Source organism: Rothia sp. HMSC066H02 (assembly GCF_001814995.1).
Lineage (GTDB): Bacteria > Actinomycetota > Actinomycetes > Actinomycetales > Micrococcaceae > Rothia > Rothia mucilaginosa.
Genome location: NZ_KV818672.1, coordinates 138,415 through 159,212, shown reverse-complemented (window position 1 = coordinate 159,212; position 20,798 = coordinate 138,415). Strand labels below are relative to the sequence as shown.

The 20,798-nt window shown below is 59.5% G+C and carries 15 protein-coding genes; 10 read left to right on the top strand and 5 right to left on the bottom strand.

Annotated elements, in window-relative coordinates; genetic code table 11:
* The first annotated feature begins 134 nt into the window (after positions 1-134).
* Positions 135-1,136, top strand: a complete 1,002-nt coding sequence (locus tag HMPREF2999_RS02715) for an aldo/keto reductase (protein ID WP_070675199.1) — start codon at positions 135-137, stop codon at positions 1,134-1,136.
* A 226-nt stretch (positions 1,137-1,362) separates the two neighbouring features.
* Positions 1,363-2,805 carry a sugar porter family MFS transporter gene (locus HMPREF2999_RS02710; protein WP_070675202.1) on the top strand — a complete coding sequence of 481 codons (1,443 nt, stop codon included), beginning with the start codon at positions 1,363-1,365 and terminating at the stop codon, positions 2,803-2,805.
* Positions 2,806-2,898: 93 nt separating this feature from the next.
* Here the strand turns inward: HMPREF2999_RS02710 and HMPREF2999_RS02705 are convergent, their stop codons facing one another.
* The gene (locus HMPREF2999_RS02705; protein WP_070675205.1) at positions 2,899-4,107 is read right to left on the bottom strand and encodes a hypothetical protein; all 1,209 of its coding nucleotides are present in this window, start codon (positions 4,105-4,107) and stop codon (positions 2,899-2,901) included.
* Between the two features lie 413 nt (positions 4,108-4,520).
* Positions 4,521-4,802, bottom strand: a complete 282-nt coding sequence (locus tag HMPREF2999_RS02700) for a type II toxin-antitoxin system prevent-host-death family antitoxin (RefSeq protein WP_005509047.1) — start codon at positions 4,800-4,802, stop codon at positions 4,521-4,523.
* Between the two features lie 175 nt (positions 4,803-4,977).
* On the opposite strand from HMPREF2999_RS02700, the gene HMPREF2999_RS02695 reads away from it, so the two are divergent.
* Positions 4,978-5,271: a type II toxin-antitoxin system RelE family toxin gene (locus tag HMPREF2999_RS02695; protein ID WP_049341179.1), complete on the top strand. Its 294-nt coding sequence runs from the start codon at positions 4,978-4,980 to the stop codon at positions 5,269-5,271.
* 220 nt (positions 5,272-5,491) lie between these two features.
* Positions 5,492-6,703, top strand: a complete 1,212-nt coding sequence (locus HMPREF2999_RS02690; protein ID WP_070675210.1) for a cytochrome P450 — start codon at positions 5,492-5,494, stop codon at positions 6,701-6,703.
* Between the two features lie 189 nt (positions 6,704-6,892).
* On the opposite strand, the gene HMPREF2999_RS09655 is transcribed toward HMPREF2999_RS02690, so the two are convergent.
* On the bottom strand, positions 6,893-7,777 hold the full coding sequence (locus HMPREF2999_RS09655; protein ID WP_070675213.1) for a lytic transglycosylase domain-containing protein: 885 nt from the start codon (positions 7,775-7,777) through the stop codon (positions 6,893-6,895).
* A gap of 289 nt (positions 7,778-8,066) precedes the next feature.
* Positions 8,067-10,961, bottom strand: a complete 2,895-nt coding sequence (locus tag HMPREF2999_RS02680) for a multicopper oxidase domain-containing protein (protein ID WP_070675216.1) — start codon at positions 10,959-10,961, stop codon at positions 8,067-8,069.
* Positions 10,962-11,291: 330 nt separating this feature from the next.
* Between HMPREF2999_RS02680 and HMPREF2999_RS02675 the strand changes: the two genes are divergently transcribed.
* On the top strand, positions 11,292-12,680 hold the full coding sequence (locus HMPREF2999_RS02675) for a glycosyltransferase 87 family protein (RefSeq protein ID WP_070675219.1): 1,389 nt from the start codon (positions 11,292-11,294) through the stop codon (positions 12,678-12,680).
* Positions 12,677-14,218 (top strand): glycosyltransferase 87 family protein, encoded by a 1,542-nt coding sequence (locus HMPREF2999_RS02670; protein WP_070675222.1) that lies wholly within the window; start codon positions 12,677-12,679, stop codon positions 14,216-14,218. Before HMPREF2999_RS02675 ends, HMPREF2999_RS02670 begins: the two co-directional genes overlap by 4 nt.
* Positions 14,219-14,371: 153 nt before the next feature.
* Here the strand turns inward: HMPREF2999_RS02670 and HMPREF2999_RS02665 are convergent, their stop codons facing one another.
* Positions 14,372-16,501 (bottom strand): hypothetical protein, encoded by a 2,130-nt coding sequence (locus HMPREF2999_RS02665; RefSeq protein ID WP_070697702.1) that lies wholly within the window; start codon positions 16,499-16,501, stop codon positions 14,372-14,374.
* A 242-nt stretch (positions 16,502-16,743) separates the two neighbouring features.
* Here HMPREF2999_RS02665 and HMPREF2999_RS02655 point away from each other — a divergent pair, with 242 nt between their 5' ends.
* From HMPREF2999_RS02655 to HMPREF2999_RS09375, 4 genes are all read left to right on the top strand, one after another.
* Positions 16,744-17,724 carry a CPBP family intramembrane glutamic endopeptidase gene (locus tag HMPREF2999_RS02655; RefSeq protein ID WP_070675240.1) on the top strand — a complete coding sequence of 327 codons (981 nt, stop codon included), beginning with the start codon at positions 16,744-16,746 and terminating at the stop codon, positions 17,722-17,724.
* Between the two features lie 144 nt (positions 17,725-17,868).
* A complete protein-coding gene (locus HMPREF2999_RS02650; protein WP_005507304.1) occupies positions 17,869-19,176 on the top strand; it encodes a M18 family aminopeptidase in 1,308 nt (435 codons plus the stop codon).
* 260 nt (positions 19,177-19,436) lie between these two features.
* The gene (locus tag HMPREF2999_RS02645; protein WP_070675243.1) at positions 19,437-19,784 is read left to right on the top strand and encodes a hypothetical protein; all 348 of its coding nucleotides are present in this window, start codon (positions 19,437-19,439) and stop codon (positions 19,782-19,784) included.
* A gap of 231 nt (positions 19,785-20,015) precedes the next feature.
* Positions 20,016-20,579 carry a hypothetical protein gene (locus HMPREF2999_RS09375; RefSeq protein ID WP_141757032.1) on the top strand — a complete coding sequence of 188 codons (564 nt, stop codon included), beginning with the start codon at positions 20,016-20,018 and terminating at the stop codon, positions 20,577-20,579.
* The last annotated feature ends 219 nt before the right edge of the window (positions 20,580-20,798 follow it).

The following is a 20,798-nucleotide window of genomic DNA, read 5'->3' as shown; positions in this document are numbered from 1 at the left end:
GTGGGTGTGTGGTGGAGCAAGGAACCTACCGGGACCTAACCACCGACCCTACATCACGCTTCAGGAAGCTCTTCGCCTCCCAACTGGAGGGAAAATAACCTCGTAACATACCCGCACAACGTAGAGTTAAAAGCATGGAACGTATTGAATCTCCCGTCTACCGCAGGCTCGGCAACTCCGGTCTCGTCGTACCCAGCGTCGGCATCGGCTGCAATAACCTCGGCCGCCCCGGCACCCCCACCCGCACCCAAGAAGGTACCAACGAAGTCATCGCCGCCGCAGTCGACGCAGGCATCAGCTTCTTCGACATCGCAGACCTCTACGGCGCCGAACCTGGCCTCTCAGAAACCATGTTCGGCACCGCCCTCACCCAGCTCGGCCTCGACCGCGACGAACTGACCATCGTCACCAAATTCGGTCTGCCCGTCGGCGACCTCAACGGCAACGACCGCAACGCCCGCGGATCCCGCCGCTACATCATGCGCGCCGTCGAAGGTTCCCTCCGCCGCCTCGGCACCGACTACATCGACCTGTACTTCTACCACAGCCCCGATCCCAACACCCCCATCGAAGAAACTCTCAGTGCCCTCGACCAGCTCGTACGCGACGGTAAGGTCCGCTACCTGGGCCACTCCAACTTCTCCGGCTGGCAGCTCGCCCACGCCGAACACTGCGCCCATGAACTCGGCACCGAACGGTTCATCGTCGCTGAAAACCACTACAACCTGCTCGACCGCCGCGCAGAACTCGAAATCCTGCCCGCCGCACGGCATTTCGGCATGGGTGTGCTGCCGTACTTCCCGCTCGCTAACGGCCTGCTGACCGGCAAGTACCGCCGCGACAACATTCCCGCCGGTTCGCGCCTGTCCCACTCCAAGAAGAACGTGCTCGACGCCGCCAACTGGGACCAGCTCGAAGCCTTCCACAGCTTCTGCACCGAGCGCGGTATCACCGAGGTGCAGGCGGCGTTCTCCTGGCTCGCACAGCAGTCGCCGGTCACCTCCGTCATTGCCGGTGCGACCAGCGCCGAGCAGGTGCGCGCCAACGCACAGGCGGCATGCCTGCGCTTCGAAGCTGAGGACCTCGCCGCCCTGGACGCCATCTTCCCGGCACCCGAGAAGATTGCGCTGTTCTAAACGCGGGCTCCTTCTCAAAAGGGCACTCAGGCGGTCGCATATGTCGGCCGTAATATACGCTGAAAAATGTCCGCGGTGAGAAATAAATATCACCCGCTGAACGTTTTCGCTAGGATTAGGTGAGGTGTGTCTAACCTGACGCACCTCACCTTACCTATGTACCCACCCCTGCCGCCTGGAAGCAGCCCCGGCAGGACCACCCGCCACCGGCACATCAAAGGACACCATGAGCGCACAGAGCACCGCCTCCACCCTGCCCCCTCTGGGCACCGGGAAGCACAGCCGATACCTCGGCATCATCGCACTCATCGCCACCTTCGGCGGTCTGCTCTTCGGCTACGACACCGGAGTGATCAACGGCGCGCTCGAACCCATGAGCCGCGAACTCGGCATGGACTCCACCGCCCAAGGCTGGGTCACCGGATCGCTCGCCTTCGCCGCCGCTATCGGCGCACTCGGATGCGGCCGTATCTCTGACCGGTTCGGCCGCCGAACCACCATCATTGGGCTCTCCACCATCTTCTTCATTGGTGCCCTGACCTGCGTGTTCGCACCCAACGTCGCCGTACTCATCACCGGACGCACCCTGCTCGGCCTGGCGGTCGGTGGCGCCTCCGCCGTGGTGCCCGTGTTCCTCGCAGAGCTCGCACCCTACGAAATTCGAGGCTCCCTCTCCGGCCGCAACGAGCTCATGGTCGTGGGCGGTCAGCTTGCCGCATTCATCGTGAACGCCCTCATCGGCAACGTATGGGGCGAACACGACGGCGTGTGGCGCTGGATGTTCGCCATCTGCACCCTGCCCGCCATCGGCCTGTTCGTCGGCATGCTGCGTGTGCCCGAGTCGCCGCGCTGGCTGCTGCGCGTCGGTAAGCGTGAGCAGGCGCTTGAGGTGATGAAGCGCATCCGCTCCACCGAACGTGCCGAGGCTGAGATCGCCGATATTGAACGCACCCTGCAGGCGGAGGCAACCACCCAGAACACCGCGGCGGGTAAGGAAAGCGTGGGCGTGCGCGGTTGGTTCGTGCGCATCCTGCTCGTCGGTATTCTGGTCGGCGCGGGCCAGCAGCTGACCGGCATCAACTCGATCATGTACTACGGCATTAAGGTGCTCAAGGAAGCTGGTTTCAGCGAATCCGCGGCGCTCATCGCGAATATTGCTCCGGGTACGATTGCGGTGCTCGGCTCGATTCTGTCGCTGCGCCTGATGGAGCGTGTGCCGCGCCGCGTCATGGTCATTACCGGCTATAGTTCGACCGCGTTTTTCCACGTGCTGATTGCGGGCGCATCCATGCTGCTGCCCGCCGATAATGCGGCGCGCCCCTGGATTCTGCTGGTGCTCATCGTCTGCTTTGTGGGCGCGATGCAGACCTGCCTGAACGTGTCGACGTGGGTGATTATGAGTGAGCTGTTCCCGCTGCGTGTGCGTGCGGCGGGTATGGGCATTTCGGCGTTTAGCGGCTGGATGATGAACGGTGTGCTGTCGCTGGCGTTCCCCGTGATTCTGGGTACGGTCGGTCTGACCGGCTCCTTCATCGGCTTTGCCGTGGTGAACGTGATTATTGCGCTGCTGATGTTCCGCAACCTGCCGGAGACTCGCGGCGTGAGCCTGGAGCAGGTGGAGCGCGGCGTGATGGACGGTAGCATCTACCCCTTCGCACACAAGCGCTAGATTCGGCGGTTTTTAGGCAAGAATGAGGCGGGCGGCCCCTCCCCGGTGGGGGGGCCGCCCGCCTCACTCTATGTAGCATTTCAGCGCGAGGGGCTAGTTTTTAAGGAATTTCTCTTCGTTTGTAATAACGAAGTATGAGGGGTATTCGCGCCCGTTCAGAAGAGCGTTGTAGTGCGGTATTTTCTGGGTTTTGATGAGTTCACCGGACTCAACGGAATAGGCTTGAATATAGGTTTCTCCTTGCAGCTCGTACATGGCGTAGAGGTTTTTCTCGGTCCAGTAGTATGTGGAGACTTCCTTTACTCCTTCTGGGATCTTGAGGCTGAATCGTACAGTGTTGTGGGCGGTATCAATGTTGGTTGAGATGATTCGCCCGTCGTGATGGACCCACCAGATGTCGTCCCCGTATGCGTGTATTGCATACGGTGCACCTGAAGGAACATTTTCTCCATGTACACGTTTGCTCGCTTCACCGGTAATTTGGCGTTCTGTATGCTCGCCTGTTTGCACATTAATTACTTCGAGCATGGATCCGTCGATATCTTTTAAATCTGCATATTGGTAGTCGGTAATGCTTTGCGGGTAAGTATCATGGATTTTCACAATTCTATTCCCCGCACACACGATGTAGGAACCATACATTGTGTTACTTTCGAGACTCTTCGAGAACATTTTTTCATTTGAAGGGTTCGGGTACACGCGGGTAAGGAACGTGGGGTTCCTTGGGTGTAGGTATTGGTTATCTGTTCCTTCGTAATTGCTGATTTGGTCGTAGCCCCATATACTGCCGTCGGCGCACTGAGCTGTCATGTGTAGAATATTTTTAATTCTCTCTTCCCTCACCTCACCATTTTTTACAATTGTCACAAGGAATACGTAATCACCACTTCCATCCCCTCCGTAATTATCTATAGCTACAATAGTGCTATCGTCTGCAACGTACACATCTTCACTGTAATCATTTTTTGTTTTCTTTGGGTATGTGTGCAGTTTATCGGAGAGGGTGAATAGTGAATTTGTATCTGTGAAATATAGGTTTTTATCTTTGTATACAATTGGCGAGTTTCGGACCCCGACATTTTTGATTCTTGACCATTTTTGGGTTTCTGAGTTGTAGAATGCTACGCCTCCTCCAGCATGCGGCAGGTATCTTGAGTCGCCTGCAATGGATATGGCGATGCTGCTTTCGTCGAGGGCTTTGCGAGGGTCGTTTGTTACTGGGATGGTTGCGCTACAGCCTGACAGGAGGAGGGCGCCGATAAGTCCCAGACGCAGGCTTCCTGAAAAACGGGATGTGGTCATTGCTACCACCTCGTTTCGTAGTGATGCACCCAGTGTGATTTCTTGATGTCTGTCGGGTATACGCCGGGGCCACCGTCAGAGTCGAGGTCCACGTTAGGGTCTGTGCTCTTATATGCAGCCCAAACTAGCTGCGAGCAGTTATAAGAATTGGCGTGCAGGGTGTTCATGACACCCTCCTTTCAGCAGGCCACCTTTTGGCATCCTGCGGTCGGTCCTATGTCTTCATCGATACATAACACCGGAAACTGTCTAACTCAGCAGGTCATACCTTAGATATTATTTCTGACCAGGCGAGTTTTTAGTGTTCCGTACCTCATTCTATCGTTAAGGGGGCCCTTGATGCAGGAAAAATACGAGGCGGGCGGCCCCTCCCCAGTGGAGGTGCCGCCCGCCTCGCAATATGTGCTGAGAGATTAGTCTGCAGGGTTCTCTGCGAGGAACTCGTCGAGGCCGATGCGGTAGCCGTCATCTTCGGCGCGTGCCTTGCGAAGAGCCTCAATGTCGAGGAGCTCTTCGTACTCTTCAAGTAGCTTCAAATCTTCGTAGGAGATGAGCGCGGCAACAGTCTTACCATTGCGGCTGATGAGGGGGCGTTCGCCGGAGAACACTGCCTCGTTGACTTTGGTTCCGAGGTTGTCGCGGAGTTCTTTAAGAGTCGTGACATTGGAACGAGTCCGGTGAGTGGTGACAGTCATGACTGGTTCCTTTCTGGGGTTTATGCGTTAGCTCCGAGGATAGTTCCTGTGTAGGTTCCAGCCAGGGGGCTACTTATATAGTTTATATAGTACTACAATGTAAAGTATGTAAAAAGTGTACACTTTTTCTGCTAAGGTTGAGGTTAAGATTTAAAGCTCTGCCTGAAGGATGCAGATGACTGCAAACCATCTCTCAAACCCCGCGTACCGGGTCGAATTGACGCGCAAAGCAGCGAAAGAACTGAAGAAAATCCAACGAGAAGACCGGGCAGTCTTCGAGAAAATTATCGCCTGCCTCCGGTCCCTTGGCGATGACCCCTATATGGCGGGAGTCAAGAAGCTACAGGGCGAAGAAGGGTACAGGGCGCGAGTAGGAAATTACCGCATCCTGTACACCATTGATAACGGTGCGGTTGTTGTTGAGGTCTTCCGAGTTGGTCATCGGCGAGAAGTCTATCGTGGCCTGTAGAGTGAATGCGGCGTGATGGGTTGTAGTGCTGCCGCGACCGCACTGTTCGTTGAATGAGAAGCAAGGAACCCCTACCCTGCGCCACCAATCCATAAGTGATAGGGTCAAAGAACAAGTAATGGATTCACGTGCTGAAATGCACGCCCGACCCTGCCCCATACGCATCGCCCGGACGCCCGCATCCAGCACGCCACAACTCTATAACGAACACGGGTGAACAATGACTGAGAACGTACACAACGACTGGGACCTCCGAAGCGAAGAGGTCCAGAAGGACCAGGTAGCCGCCTACGACGCAATGCGACGCCGTTGCCCCGTCGCCCACGACGAATTCATGGGCTACTCCGTCTTCAAAAACGCCGACGTACAGCACGTACTCGACCACCCCGAAATCTACTCCAACGTCGTCTCCACCCGCCACATTGCTGTCCCCAACGGCATGGACGCACCCGAACACACCACCTTCCGTGCCGTCAACGACAAGTACTTCGCCCCCGAACGCCTCGAAAAGTTCGCACCCGTCATCTGCGACGCCGTGAAGAGCCTCATCGCAGAACTGCCCCGCGGCGAAGAAGTAGACGTCATGCAGGGCTTCGGCCAGGCATACGCAATGCGCGTGCAGAACGCCTTCATGGGCTGGCCCGCATGCCTCGAACAGCCCCTCACCGAATGGATCGAGAAGAACCGCGTCGCCACCCTGCGCCGCGACCGTGAAGAAATCGCTAAGGTCGCCCTCGAATTCGACGGCTACATCCGCCAGCTGCTCGACGAACGCCGCGAGGACGCCGCAGCCGGCAACCCCAAGGACGTCACCGCCGAACTGCTCACCGACACCGTGCAGCTGCCCGGCGAAGAACCCCGCACCATGACCGACGAAGAAATCGTCAGCCTCATCCGCAACTGGACCGTGGGCGAGCTGTCCACCGTCTCCGCAACTGTGGGCGTATTCGTCAACTTCCTGGCACGCAACCGCGCCGAACAGGACCGCCTGCGCGCATCCCTCGCCGACGGCAACGCACTCGACGACCGCAGCGAAATCGCCCTCGCCGTCGAAGAAATCATGCGACTCGAAGACACCCTCGTCACCAACCGCCGCATCACCACTCAGGACACCGAACTCGGCGGCCGCACCCTGCCCGCCGGCTCCCGCGTGACCATCAACTGGGCAAGCGCCAACCGCGACGAGGACGCCTTCGAAGACGCCCTCACCTACAACCCGCACCGCGACCAGTCCCGCAACCTCGTGTACGGCGACGGCATCCACGTCTGCCCCGGCGCGCCCCTGGCACGCCTGGAACTGCGCATCCTGCTCGAGGAGCTGCTGCGCGGCACCGAGTCCATCGAGATCGCGGACGAGAGCGAGAAGCCCGCAACCGTGAACGCCGTGTACCCGGTCTCCGGCTACTCGGTCGTGCGCGCTATCTTCAACTAGGCACGCTCCAGTTCTAAAAAGGGCGAGGCGCCGACCCCTGAGAATGGGGGTCGGCGCCTCGCGCTGTTAAGAGTAAATATAAGAGTGAATAAGTAGGGTAGTGACGGCCGGTATCAGCCGCTCACTATAGATAAAACAGAATATTCCCTGACAGCTATATAGCCTAGTGGACTATCCAAAAAGCTGAATTTAGCGGCCGGAACTCGTCGCCGAAGGCTTCACCGAAGAACCCGCAGAACCGCTCGCAGACGCACGAGCCGAAGCACTCGCAGAAGCCTCCGCCGCAGCCGATGCCGACTCCTCCGGGGACAGAGCCGTACCATCCGCATGAACACCAGCCATCGCCGGAGTCACACCATTCACGAAGCTCAACTTCGCCTGCTTGAACTGGTACTCGGGAGAGTAGGTCAGCTTATACTTCGAATTCGCCAGCTCGCGAATCGACTTCACATAATTCTGAGTCTCCTCATACGGGGGAACACCGCCGTACTTCTCCACAGAACCCGGACCCGCGTTATAACCGGCGAGAACCACATCCTGCAGCTCATCCTCATTGGAGGCGTACTTCGCCAAACGAGTACGCAACTCACCCAGGTAGCGTGCCTGCGCCGCAATCGCATCGTGCGGGTTCAGAACATTACCGCCATTGCCGAAGCTGTAGTGACCGCCGCTCCACGCATCATCGGTGAACTGTGCAATACCCTTAGCGCCCTGGTGGGACACAACGCCCACACGCCAGTGGCTCTCAGTCTCAATCTGCGCCGCCAGCACGCCGGGGCGGAAACCCGCCACCTTAGAGCCCTCCTCAAAATCGGGTCGGAGAGCCGCCGGAGCATACGAAAGCTCCGTCATACCGCAATAGTCGTCATAGGTGGCTGCCAGGCCGGCAACACCGCCACCCAAAAGAACCGCAGAGGCAATAATTTGCCAATGCGCAAGTGCCCCGGCGAGAAAGCGAAGCGGGAAAGCTTTACGCTGCCGAGGGGAAGTCTGTGCGTCCGCCGAAGCGGGGGTGTGGTTGTTGGCGCCCGTAGCGCTGCGCTCGGAAGAGGCGCTCGAAGTGCTATCTGCCATTCCTATAGACTAGCGCACCATGCCCGCTCCTGGCTAAGAAAAGTTCGCCCATGAGGCTAAAAGCATAGTTCGCCGGGGTGCGTACAGGCGTGTGCAGGGGCTCTAGGGTGGCTCTGTATCGGCTCTGTAGGAGCCTGTGCGGGGCAGAAAGACGGCGCAGAAAAACAGTGCAGAAAGACAGTGCAAAAAGACCCCGCCCGGCGCATCCATTCACAGGATGCACCGGGCGGGGTCGACCTCTCACGGGCGCTAGAAGCGCCTAGCGTGAGGGTTTAGCGGGTAGCCACTACTAGCGATCAGTGACCACGATCTTGCCGGCGGCACCGCGCTCCATCTCCGAGAAGGAGTGATTCACGAACACGTAGGTGCCAGACTCCAAGAACTGCATCTCCACGAAGCCGCCCTGAGCGGGCGCCAAATCCAGTGCCTGGCTGTGGCCGTCACGGCTACCGAACGCATCTGCGCCGCGGCGCATCAGGTAGCCGCCCTCCTTGTAGACGGTGTCGAATTGTGAACCGACCACGTGGAAGCTCGTGCCGTGGTTCGGGCCCGCAGCCATTACCCAAACACGGATACGCTCGCCCTTCTTCACCTGCAGCGGCTTCGCCTTGTACTGGGTTGCGTGGCCGTTGAACATGGTCAGCGTGGGGGTGCCCGCCGCGATCAGCTCCGGCGAGTTCTCCGCCAGCTTGTTACCGTCGGAGGCGGTCTTGTCGGTGTCGTGCAGGTACGCCTCGCCCTGAACCATCACGTACTCGTGATCGACCGGGTCAAGGTCCGCCGGGTCAATGATGACCGCACCGTACATACCCTGGGTCATGTGCAGGCTCAGCGGGGCGGTACCGCAGTGGTACAGCCAGATGCCGGCGCCCTTCGCCTCAAAACGGTAGACGAGACGCTCACCGGGGGCGATGGTCTTCATCGTGTTATCGGGGGAGACCATGCCCGCGTGGAAGTCCAGCGAGTGGCCCATAGTGCCGTTATTGATGAGTGTAATTTCAAAAATGTCGCCGACCTTGCCGCGCAGAATCGGTGCCATGTTCTGCCCGTTGAACGTCCACATGTGAACGGTCACGCCGGGCGCCACCTCGCGGTCGACTTCCTCAACTTCCAGGGTGACCTTGCGGACGGTCTTGCCGTTCACCTGTGTGGCGGTGTTCGGTGCCGGGATGTTCGGGTCGCGGTACTTGTAGCCGCTGCCGGGCGCTGCGGACATGTCAATCCTGCTGTTCGCAACGGTCATGAGGGTCGGGGTGCTACCCGACGCGGCGTGGTTGTGGGTGCCCGTAGAACCGTGGTTGTGGCCGCCCTGCGCCACCTGGTTTGCGGAGGCGCCGGTTGCCTTCACCTTGAACACCATGCCGAGGGAGCGGTGGCCCGCCACGGAGCAGTAGCCTTCCTGGTCGGCGGTAATGACGCCGGCATCAACGGTTTTCGTTTCGCCGGGGTTGATGGTGCCGGTGGTTGCGCCGTTGTCGAAGGTCAGGTCGTGGGTCATGCCCTGGTCGTCGTTGGTGACTTCAACGACTAGGCGGTTACCTGCGGGCACCTCCACCTCGGCGGGGGTGAAGCGGTAGTTGCTGGTCGCCTTCACCTGCACGGTGGTGGTCTGACCGGTCGTAGCCACGGAACCCGCCGAAGAGAACGACGGCAGGTTCAGCGCGGACGGGTTCACGGCGAAGCCCAGCAGGAACGCCATGGCAACCGCGAGTGCCGCCTGGAAGCTCTGCTTGGCGTGCGGGACGGGCTCCGGGGTGAGCGCCTCCTGGTTGAAGACGGGCTTCTCGCCACGGGCGCGTGCCGCCATCATTTCCTTGCGGGTGTTCACGGACGCCTTCACGCCGCGCACCATGAGCGGAATGAATGCCATGAGCGCCAACGCACCCACGATAGCGACGGCAATCTTAATGGACTGGCCCACCATGGAGCTGGGCATCATGAAGATCAGCAGCGCCAGGTTCACGGCGGTTACGCGTGCCGCCGCGAAACGGCTGAACTCCTTGTTGGAGGCGCGCACCACCGCCGGGCCGCCACCCATGCGCTGCGGCAGCAGGTAGCTCATCGCGCCGAGCAGCAGCTGCAGCAGGAAGCCGACCACGAAGATGGGGGTTACGGCGCGTACATCCAGCTGCGCGAAGGGGACGGTTGCCACCATGTAGGCGGTGGTCGCTACGCCAATAATCAGCCAGAGGAAGCCCATACCCACGCTCATGGGCGGGTACTCGTTCGGGCGCTTGGTGCGCAGGGTACGCACCATCACCCAGGCGACAATCAGCAGGGCAACCAGGTAGACGACCAGGCCGGCTGCGGCGAGCGGACGCATCCCTAAAATCGCGCCGACAACGGTCAACGCCAAGCCACCGCACATCAGGTACAGGGCGCGCAGGCTGTGGGTGAGCGCCTTATCCACCATCTTGGTGCGCAACATGGTCGGCCAGAACGTCACCAGCGTACCCACCGCGGTAATACCGACGAAGCCGAGCACGTTCACTGCCTCGTGCGCGAGCAGGAACTGCGAATGCAGGGTGCCGGACAGGTTCGGGTAGGCAATCATGCCGCCAAACGCCGCACCGAGGGGCAGCAACAGCGCCGCAACAATGTAGAAGCGAATGGTCACACCGAACCGCGACGGCAGAGCCTGACGCACCTGCTTCAGCAGGTAGATGCCGTGCCAGGCGACCATCGAACCGACAATGAGGGCGCCCACCACCGTGGCGGCGTAGAGCCCGGGCACGCTCAGCTGACCGACCATGCCGATCATGAGCACGAGAATACCGGCGTTCAGAATGAAGATGCGGCGCACCTGAGTGCCGCGCGCCTCGTCCGGAATCTTGATTTTCATGAGCGCTTCGGTGAAGTGCTGCGACCAAATCAGAATCGAGTTCGTAATCAGGCCGAGGGTGACAATGTGCACCATCAGCCAGCCGCTATTCGGGATAAACCTGTGCAGCAGAAGTACGCCGACAAGGGTAAACATCCAGTGGGAGACGGGCTTGGAGGCGCGACGATGCCACGTACCGCGACCGGATGCGCGGCGTGCAATCTCTTCGGGGGTGAGGTTTGCGCCGGGCACATCAGCCGGGCGCGCGCCAATGCTCAGGCCGGAGGAGCCGCCTCCGGAGACGCTTGCGGGCTTGCCGCTCGTGTTCTCACCTTCGGGTGGGGTGCCGAGATGTTCACTCACGTGATCACTGCTTTCACTGCTGGTTGTTCGTGGACGTCGGTGTGCGGGTCGGCACCGCTTGCCCCTGCGTTGGGGCGGGTGCCAATAAGCCCATTATATTGCCCGGATAGTACCAATTTTGAAGACATGACGTGCATATGAAGGCGGCTCATATCGTGATAGTTGTGCTTGCGCGCTCAAGTGATTCTTCCCCTGCGAATCTCCCCCTGTGAATCTTCTCTCCAATGCACCCTTCACAGGTGCGCGCGATAAACTATTAGGATTCCAAAATCAGATGCCCGCCCACCCTACGCGCGCATCCGCCGGCACCAAGGTAAGGACAAACACCTCGTGACAAGGACTGACTCCACCACCCCCATCTGGGGAAAAATCGCTATTGTGGCACTCATCCTCATTGTTGGCGGTGGATACGTCATCAAAATGCTCACCAACCCCTTCAGCGGTATGGACTTCTCCATCTACCGTCTGGGTGCGATGACCATTTTTGATAACGAGGGCTTCACCCAGGACCTGTACTCCCCGACCCTGAACGATCACGGCGTCATCAAGCCGCCGTTCACGTACCCGCCGTTCGCGGCGATGCTGTTCTTGCCGTTCGCGTTCATGCCCCTGGAGGTTGGCAAGGTCATTATGGTGGTCGGTTCGGCTGTGGTGGCGTGGTGGATTTCCACGATCATTTACAACTACGTGAATGCGCGCGGCCGTGAATTGCCGCTGCAGCAGTACTTTGGTCGTGCCGGCACGATTGCGATGCTGACCATTCTGGTGGTGGCGGCGGGCCCGTGGCAGCGCACCCTGGACCTGATTCAGATTAACCCGTTCATTACGGCGCTGATTCTTGCCGATTTTGTGCGCCCAGCAACCCGCGTGCCGCGCGGCGTGCTGATTGGTATTGCGGGCGGCGTGAAGCTGACCCCGCTCGTGTTTGGTCTGATTCTGCTGGTCCGCCGCGACTGGAAGGGCATTGCGACCCTGGGTGCGACGTTCTTCGGCACCATTGCGCTGGGTTTCATTCTGATGCCTAAGGATGCGCCGGAGTTCTGGTTCTCTGCGCTGACGAACCCCTCGCGTGTGGGTGGCCTGAACTTTGTGGATAACGTCTCGATTCAGGGTTGGCTGCTGCACTTCGGTCTTTCTGAGAGCGCCGCGAAGCCTGTCTACTACGCCCTGGCGCTGGTCACGATCGTGCTGACCGCCGCACTGCTGTACCAGCTGGAACGCCGCGGTGCCGCGCTGGCGCAGGTGGCGGTGACCGCCTCCTTGATGGTGGCGCTGTCGCCGATTAGCTGGTCGCACCACAACGTGCTGCTGCCCCTGCTGGCTGCCGTGTTCATCATGGACGCGTTCCCGACCTATTTTGCGGTTCAGCCGGCGTGGCTGCGGGTGACAGCGACCGTGTTCGCGGTGGTTGCGGTGTTGGGCCTGTATATTTCGCCGATTAGGATTGCGTCCTGGTTCCACGGTAGCGCTGATGGTTTGGAACAGCTGGACCCGGGCGCGTTGGCGGTTTCGGCTATTCCCGCGTTCTGCCTGTGGGTGACGATGACGCTCTGGTCGGTTGCCGCCCTGAGCGCGCCGGTGCGTGGCGCGAAGGTTGAGCCCGTGCAGTACGGTTCCGTGCGTAGCGATGCGCCTCTGGGCTGGTGGGGCGCTCGCGCCCTGGTGACCGAGAGCGCCGAGTCTGTGCGCGCCGCCGCTTCCCGTGAGGCAACCGCGTGAGCCGCGAGAAGAATCGTGAGAAGAACGCCGAGGCGGCTGCGCCTATAATCCCGTGGGCTTCGGCTGGCTCTACGGCTGAACCTGCACCGGTTGCGGAACCGGCTGTTGAAAGCGCTGTAGAAAGCGCGGAGCCTGCCGCATCCTCTGTAGCCACCGCGGAAAAAGCGGCAAAGGAAGAAGTCGCCGAAGAAACCGCGAAACAGCCCACAAAACCTGCGCGTCGCAGCTTCTTTGACCGCATCCCCGGCATGCGCAGCGGTGCTCTCTGGGCGCACCTGCTGTTCGTCTTGGTTGCCCTCTACGCCTTCGACTACGTGACTCACGCGGCGGCTGACGATATTTACGTGTACCGCCTGGGCGCTGTCTCCCTCGCGGACGGCCCGGACGGCTACCAGCTGTACACCTTCCGCACGCGCGGCCTGCCGTTCACTTACCCGCCGTTTGCGGCGTTGCTCTTTTACCCGCTCGCGTTCCTCACCGAGCCGCAGAGCATGCTGCTGATTACCGCCATTATTTGTGCGCTCAGCTACTGGTGCGCGTACCTGCTGTACTCCTACGCGCGTAGCCGCTCGTGGCGTCTGCCGTTGCAGAAGCGCCTGGGTCATTGGGGCATGGTGTCGCTGATTGCGGCGCTGATTTGGATGTGCGGCCCGTGGCGTTTGACCACGCATTTTGGGCAGATTAACGCCATCATTTTGGCGCTGATTCTCGCTGATTTTATGCGCCCGGCAACCCGCGTTCCGCGCGGTGTGCTGCTGGGTATTGCGGCGGGTATTAAGCTGACCCCGCTTGCGTTCGGTCTGCTGCTGCTCATGCGTAAGGACTGGAAGGGCATTGCGACCCTTGGTGCCAGCTTCGCTGCGACCGTGGGTATCGGCTTCCTGGTGATTCGTGAGGAGTCGCTGACGTTCTGGTTCCATGCGGTGCATGACACTTCGCGTGTGGGCTGGTTCAGCTACTTCGATAACGTATCGATTATGGGTACGCTGACCCACGCGGGCCTGCAGCATCACCTGACGGCTACCGCCCTGTCGGTGGTGCAGGTGGCGTTGACCCTGCTGATTGTGCTGGTCACCGCGGTTCTGTTGGTTCCGCTGATTCGTGCCCGCGCGCTCATGGCGCAGCTGGCGCTGACCGCGTTCATGATGCTGCAGATTTCGCCGATTAGCTGGTCGCACCACAACACCTGGTACCCGCTGATGCTCGCCGCCGTGGTCATGGAAATCTTCCCGCTCATGTACCAGAGGGTCAGCTCCTTCGTCTTCACGCTGGCTGTTATCTTGGCGACTGCGGCGCTGGTGGGCATGTACATTTCGCCGTTCTGGATTGTGCTGGCGTTCTCCCCGCACTTCAACGCGGATCAGATTCTGATGGTGCCGGAAGGCTCCCTGGGCCTGATGGCTGGCACCATGCCGTACCAGCTGATGTACCTGTTTATTCTGGTGACGTTTTTTGTGTACCTGGCGAATCGTCAGCTGGTGGAGCGTGCAGCACACGCCGCGGGCGCCGAACTGGCGGAGGCGAAATACTCCCGCTAAAGAAACCGCCCGCTCACGGTTGCTGCCCGCTCACGGCGGCGGGCGCCTCCAGCAGGTGCACAGCTTTCACCGGGCATAAAAGTGTCCCCCGCACCCATCACGGGTGCGGGGGATATTTTTATACCCAGCCTGCTGATCTAGTCAGCCAAGCCGCTAGTTAGTGCCGATGCTCCAGGTGACCGCGGAGTCGGTACGAACCTGCAGGTAGCTCTTGTTGCTCTGAACCCACTGCATGCTGCTCTTCACAGTCGGCATGGTCGAGGAGAAGAACGGGTCGTTCTTGGTCGCGTTCAGAACGTTGAAGCCGCGGGTGGTCGGGCCGCTGGTCTGGAACTCCATGGTCGCCTCGGTGCCTTCGTAGGTGAAAGCGTAGTAGTTCATGGTGCTCTGGAACTTCTCACCCTTCTTGTAGTGGGGTGCGGAGTCTGCATCGTAGACGCGGATGGTCCATTCGCCCTTACCGGTCAGCTCCAGCTTGCGGGTGGGGGGGGAGTGGCCGCTCGCGTCAATCCATGCGGTGCCCTTGAGCTCCTTGTTGTCGCGGGTGGAGTCGATAACGCTCACACCCGAGGCGATGTTGCCCTTATCGTCACGGCTGGTGATGAAAGCGTTAACCACACCGTCTGCGGGCTTGAACTCGTAGTAGAGCAGGCCTGCGGACACATCGCCCTTGATCTTCTCAATGTCGATGGTGTCCTTGTTGTCGGCGACGGTCTTCTTGTACTCCTTGAACTCGCCCTCGGGCATCTTCGCTTCAGCAGCAGCAACCGGCGCTGCGGAAGAAGCCGAAGCCGCTGCCGCGCTCTCAGATGCGGGTGCGGAAGAAGCCTCAGAGGATGCCGCCGCGGAAGACGCCTCAGCGGAAGTAGCTGCCGCGCTCGATGCCGCCGCAGAATTGGAGGCGGGGTTCGAGCCGCCACGCGGAATCAGCATGACAATCGCCAGGATGATGACAATCAGCAGAGCCAGCGCACCACCGATAACACCCCACAGCTTGGTGCCGGAGAACAGACCCTTCTTCTCGGAGTCGTCCTCGCCCTGACCTGCGGGCTCGGTGACGTAGGGGTTGCTCAGTGCCACGGTTGCCTGGTCCTGATCGGACACCTGACCTGCGTAGGGCTGCTGAGCGTTGTACGGCTGACCCTGGTAGGGGTTGTTCTGGTACTGGCCGCCCTGGACGTTCTGACCGTCCTGGAAGCCCTGACCCTGGAAGCCCTGGCCCTGGTACTGGCCACCCTGGAAGTTCTGGCCCTGGAAGCCCTCACTCTGGAAACCATCAGCCTGGTTCGGCTGGAAGCCGTTCGGTGCCTGACCCGCCGGGATGAACTGTGCGTTCTGGCCGCCCTGTGCGTTCTGACCGGGCTGCATGTTCTGACCGGGCTGTTCCGAGAGGTTCACGGTACGCTCGGACAGGTTGACGGTGCGCTCGGTTTCGGGGGTGTGGAACTCAACGAGCGGGGAGCTCTCAATAGTGTGGGGCGCCTCAGCAGCGGGTGCCTCAGCCGCGGGAGCCTCAGTTGCGGGAGCCTCAGCGACCGGTTCAGCTGCCGCCGGTGCCTCGGGGGCAACCTCGGCGACAGGCTCAACAACAACGGGCTCTGCAACAGGTTCGGAAACAGCGGGCTCGGACAGTGCGGGTTCAGCAACCGGAGCCTCAACAACGTGCGCCTCAACGGGCTGCTCGGAAGCAACCTGCTCAGCTGCGGGAGCTTCAGCCACAGCCTTTTCAGCCGCAGTCTCTTCAACGGAAGCCTGCGGGGTCAGAACCTGCTCGGGCAGAGCGGTACCGGTCAGCGGAACCTGAGTCAGGTGACGCATCGGCTTGGGCTCGGAGGATTCCTCAGCGGACTCAGCCGCGGGTGCCTCTACCTGCTGTGCCTCAACGTGGGATGCCTCAGCCTGTGCTGCGGGAGCCTCCGGAACCTCGACGATTTGCTCACCTTCGAGCTCAGCGGCGAGCTGCTCCAGGTCAACGTCCTCAACGGTCAGCGGTGCCGCAGCCTCGGCGGGCTGCTCAGCCTCAACAGGCTCAGCCGCGGGTGCCTCAACAGCAGGCTCAGCAACCTGCTCAGCGGGAGCCGCCTCAGCAGCGGGCTCCTCGGGAATCAGCGGCTCAATAGTGGCCTCTTCAACCTGAATGGGTTCGGGCTCGGGCTCTTCGACCCACAGCTGCCAACCTTCAGGAACGGGACCCCACGCGGGGTCAGGACGCCACGTAGGAGTGGGGGCCCATCCAGCAGGAGGAGCGGGCCAGTTGGGCGGCGGATTGAAGACGAGTGCCATAAGAAAGCAGCCTTTCTGGTGCTGAAAAAACACCCCGGAAGAGCGGTCATCAGCGACTATGTATATGAGCGTATTATCGCTACAAATTATGGCATAGGTTCAGAAAATGAACCCCTTGAGTGGTGGGTTTTTAGCCTTATTCACGGCTTTTTCAATGGTTTTGGAACATTCCGTATCAATCAGTACTTGAAGGTTTTCGCATGCCCGGTCACCATCGACCCCGCGGAGGCTAGGATTAAAGAATGAACACTACACCGCCTCCCGCACCCCCGCAGGTAGCCGCCGGAACCCCCGCTGCTCCTGCGCCTGTTGCAGGTCTTGCCTACCACCGTCTCTCCCACGCCGACCCGAAATCCCGCTGGTTCTCACCCCTGCTGGAAGGTCTGCTCGGCGTCGCCGTATTTATTGGCCTCAACCTGATCATTTCAGTTGCCCTGGCTGTGGCGATTATGGGTTCGGGACTTTCCCTCCAGGATGTAGCTACGAACCGCGCCGTCATTATGGAACACCCGGCGCTGTTCGCGCTGACCTTCCTCTCCCTTATCGCGATTGTGCCTTCGCTCTTTTTGGCGCGCCTGGTCGTGGGTCCGAAGCCCTGGGGTCTGATCCATTCGGTGGCGGGCCGTCTGCGCCGCTCACTGCTGCTTCCGTACCTGGGTTTGAGCTTCGCGGTTTACGGCATCTACTACGCTGTGATGCTGGCATTGAGCGGTGAGAGCCTGCCCGAATACCGCTATTTTCAACCTCCACAGGTTGAATTTTGGGTTTATGTGGCGATGATGTTGCTCCTGGTTCCCGTGCAGTGCTACGCCGAAGAGCTCGCCTACCGCGGCTTCATGATGCAGATGCTGGGCCGCTGGCTCCACACCCCCTGGCTGCCGATTGTGCTGCCCGCCGTGCTGTTCATGCTCTCCCACGCCTACGACCCCTGGGGTCAGAGCACGATTCTCGCGATGGGTATTTACGCGGGTTTCCTCTGCTGGTACACCGGCGGTCTGGAAGCCTCCATCAGCCTGCACGTGGCAAATAATGTGATCCTGATGCTGCTGTCCATGGTGGCTGGTCTGGATCCGTTCGCCTCTGAGGGCGTGACCCCCGTGGATGCGCTGCAGGGTATTGCGCTGGAAGGCGTGTACGTGGTGCTCGCCTGCCTAATCTTCAATGCACGCGCTCGCCGCGGCGAGGTTTCACGTGAAACACAACCGCTCAAGGTTGATAAATAGGCTATTTGGCGGGTTGCTCTAGCCCAGCTACCCCAGCCCGCCCACCCCGCTCCATTCGAGCCTCACCTGGGCTATTACTTCACGCCGCGTGGACTACCAGCCCCGGTCACCCCGTCAACACCCAAGAAAAGGTAGGGTTAAACCATGACTGTTGATGCTGTAAAAAATATTGAAGACCTCGCCGCATTCGTGGCGGAGTCGCCGGTCTCTTACCTCGCCGCGCGCACGGTAGCGCGCCGCCTGCAAGCAGCAGGCTTCACCGAGCTTGTAGAAACCGAAGCATGGGACCCGCAGATTGCAACCGGCCGTCACTTCGTCGTCCGTGACGGCGCGATTATCGCCTGGGCTGGCGGCGCGAAGGCGCAGAAGGCAAGCGGCTACCGCGTGCTGGGTGCGCACACCGACTCGCCCTCCCTGAAGGTCAAGCCTTCCTCCTCCATCACCACGAAGGGCTGGCACCAGATTGCCGTCGAGAACTACGGTGGTGCACTGCTGAACTCCTTCCTGGACCGCGAGCTGTGCGTGGCGGGTCGCCTCACCGTCCTTGAGGGCGGGGAGCTGAAGGACCGCCTGGTGCGCACCGGCCCGATTGCGCGCATCCCGCAGCTGGCGCCGCACCTGGACCACAAGCGCAACGAACTGGTGCTGGACAAGCAGTTCAACATGTACCCCGTGTGGGGTGTGGATCCGGCGGAGAATGATGTGCTCGGCTACATGGCGAAGCACGTGATTGACGGTGAGCCGGTCGACCCGCAGAGCATTGTGGGTTACGACCTGCTGTTTGCTGATTCGCAGCCGCCGCGCCGTTTTGGTGCGGATCAGGAGCTGTTCGCTTCTGGCCGCCTGGATAACCTGTCTTCGGTGCACGCGGGTTTGACCGCCCTGGAGCGTTACGTTGCCGATAATGCGGATGAGCACGCTACCGAGACTGTGATGCTTGCGGCGTTTGACCATGAGGAGCTTGGTTCGGAGTCGCGTAGTGGTGCGGCGGGCCCGTTCCTGGAGGATATTTTGGTGCGCCTGTCCGCTGCGCGCGGTGAGAGCACGGAGGAGTACCGCCGTTCGGTGGCGGCGTCGTTCTGCCTGTCGGCTGATGCCGGTCACCTGGTGCACCCGAACTATCAGGGTCACCACGACCCGACCGTGCAGCCGCTGCCCGGTGGTGGCCCGCTGTTGAAGATTAACGCGAACCAGCGTTACGCGACGGATTCGGTGGGTGCTGGAGTGTTTGCGGCGGCGTGCGCGAAGGCTGGTGTGCCGTATCAGGAGTTCGTGTCGAATAACAATATGCCGTGTGGTTCGACGATTGGCCCGATTACGGCGACTCGCCTGGGTATGCGCACCGTGGATGTGGGTATTGGCCTGCTGTCGATGCACTCGATGCGCGAGATGTGCCATGTGGACGATATGGCGTACATGACGCGCGCAGTGGAAGGCTTCTTCCGCCTCTAAATTGAATCCCGCTGAGGTGTGAACAGCTGGGGAGTGGGCGCCGGGAACGTAAGGTTCCCGGCGCCCTTATTTTTTAAAAATTTTTCGGGGGTGGGAGCTGTTTACCTCTTGAATAGGGTCTATGTGTGCTGTAAAGTAACCCACAATACGTTATGCACGTGTTGCACACTACTTGTTTTTGAGAAGTTTTCACCAATGATGGTGCGCCATCAGCTCGTCACCGGCGTAGCGAGCGAACCCCCACATGAAAGGCGGTTCCCATGTTCTTCGATATTTCTCTGATCCCGCTGGCGGTTTTGGTCATTGTGGGTCAGCTGAAAAAAGCACCACCAAGGTTGCTAAACAACCCTAGCTATCAAAAGGAGAGGGAGCAGGTGCTAAAGCACCGGCGCATCCTGGATACGCTCGGCGTGGGTTTTGCTCTTGCCCTGATGATTATTCAGTGGGGTGGCCCCCTGATGACGTTTGCCTTTCGGGCGTGCGTTATTTGGTTGGTTCCCAGCCAGCTGTATGATCTCTGGCAGAAGTTCAATGTGCCGCGTGGGGTACTCTTCGCGTGTGCTGTCGCGCTGATCATTATTGAGTTTGGGTTGGCGCTCCTACCCTAACCTGAGCCGTATAACAGTTGTGGCGGTGACCGAACAACGGTCACCGCCACAACTGTATTTGGTGAGTGTTAGATTAACTATCTACCAGAAGTTCAACCCGTATCACTTTTTGTAAATTTTTTCAAAAATAAAGTGCATTTTCTCTTGCGTGCAACAACACTCCTGACCTAGAATATTTCTCAACACATTATTCAATGTGTTGTAAATTACTAATTTGAGAGGAAGTTTGTCATGGCTGACTTCACTTCTATCAATCGTCGAGTGTTGCTGAAGGGGGCAACTCTTGGCGTACCGCTTATCCTTCTTGGGGGCACTGCAGCATATGCGGTTACTCCTGAAAAGCTTGCAGATGGTAATTACGTGGGTCGGGTTGTTGAGTACTTGGATGGAGGAGCTCGCCTCCATGAAGTTCTCTCTCCTTCAGGTAACCGCGTTGGTTACATCCTGGATAAGAAAACTCGCAAAGAGCTTGCAGCTATTTCAAAGGACCTGCAAGGTTTGCATGTTGACTCCTTTTCCTCACCCTGGAATAACTCTGTAACGCCTCAGGGCAATGTTTGGTCCTGTGCAGGTGCTCTTGCACTATTTGTCGCTGAAACGGCAATCCCTGGAGCGAAGGTTGCTAAAACTGGGTGGCGCCTGGTAAAGCTTGTTCGTCGCTATGGAGTACAGAAAGTTGCAAGGATTCTTCGTGGTGCCTGGCATTTGGCAGACCGTAGTGCACAGCAGGAATTTAGGATGCTTGCTGCTGAACTGCTCGGTATCGGTATGATTCAGAAGGAATGCTTCCAGTAGTTTTTCTTCTGTATACACCAATATACGTAAGAGGAGGTTCCCATGTTCTTCGGTATTTCTCTGATCCCACTGGCGGTTTTGATCATTGTGGGTCAGCTGAAGAAAGCACCGCGAACGTCGCCAAACGACCCGGGCTATCGGGAGCAGAAGGAGCAGGCGCGAAAGCACCTGCGCATCCTGGATGTGCTCGGCGTGGGTTTTGCTCTTGCCCTGATGATT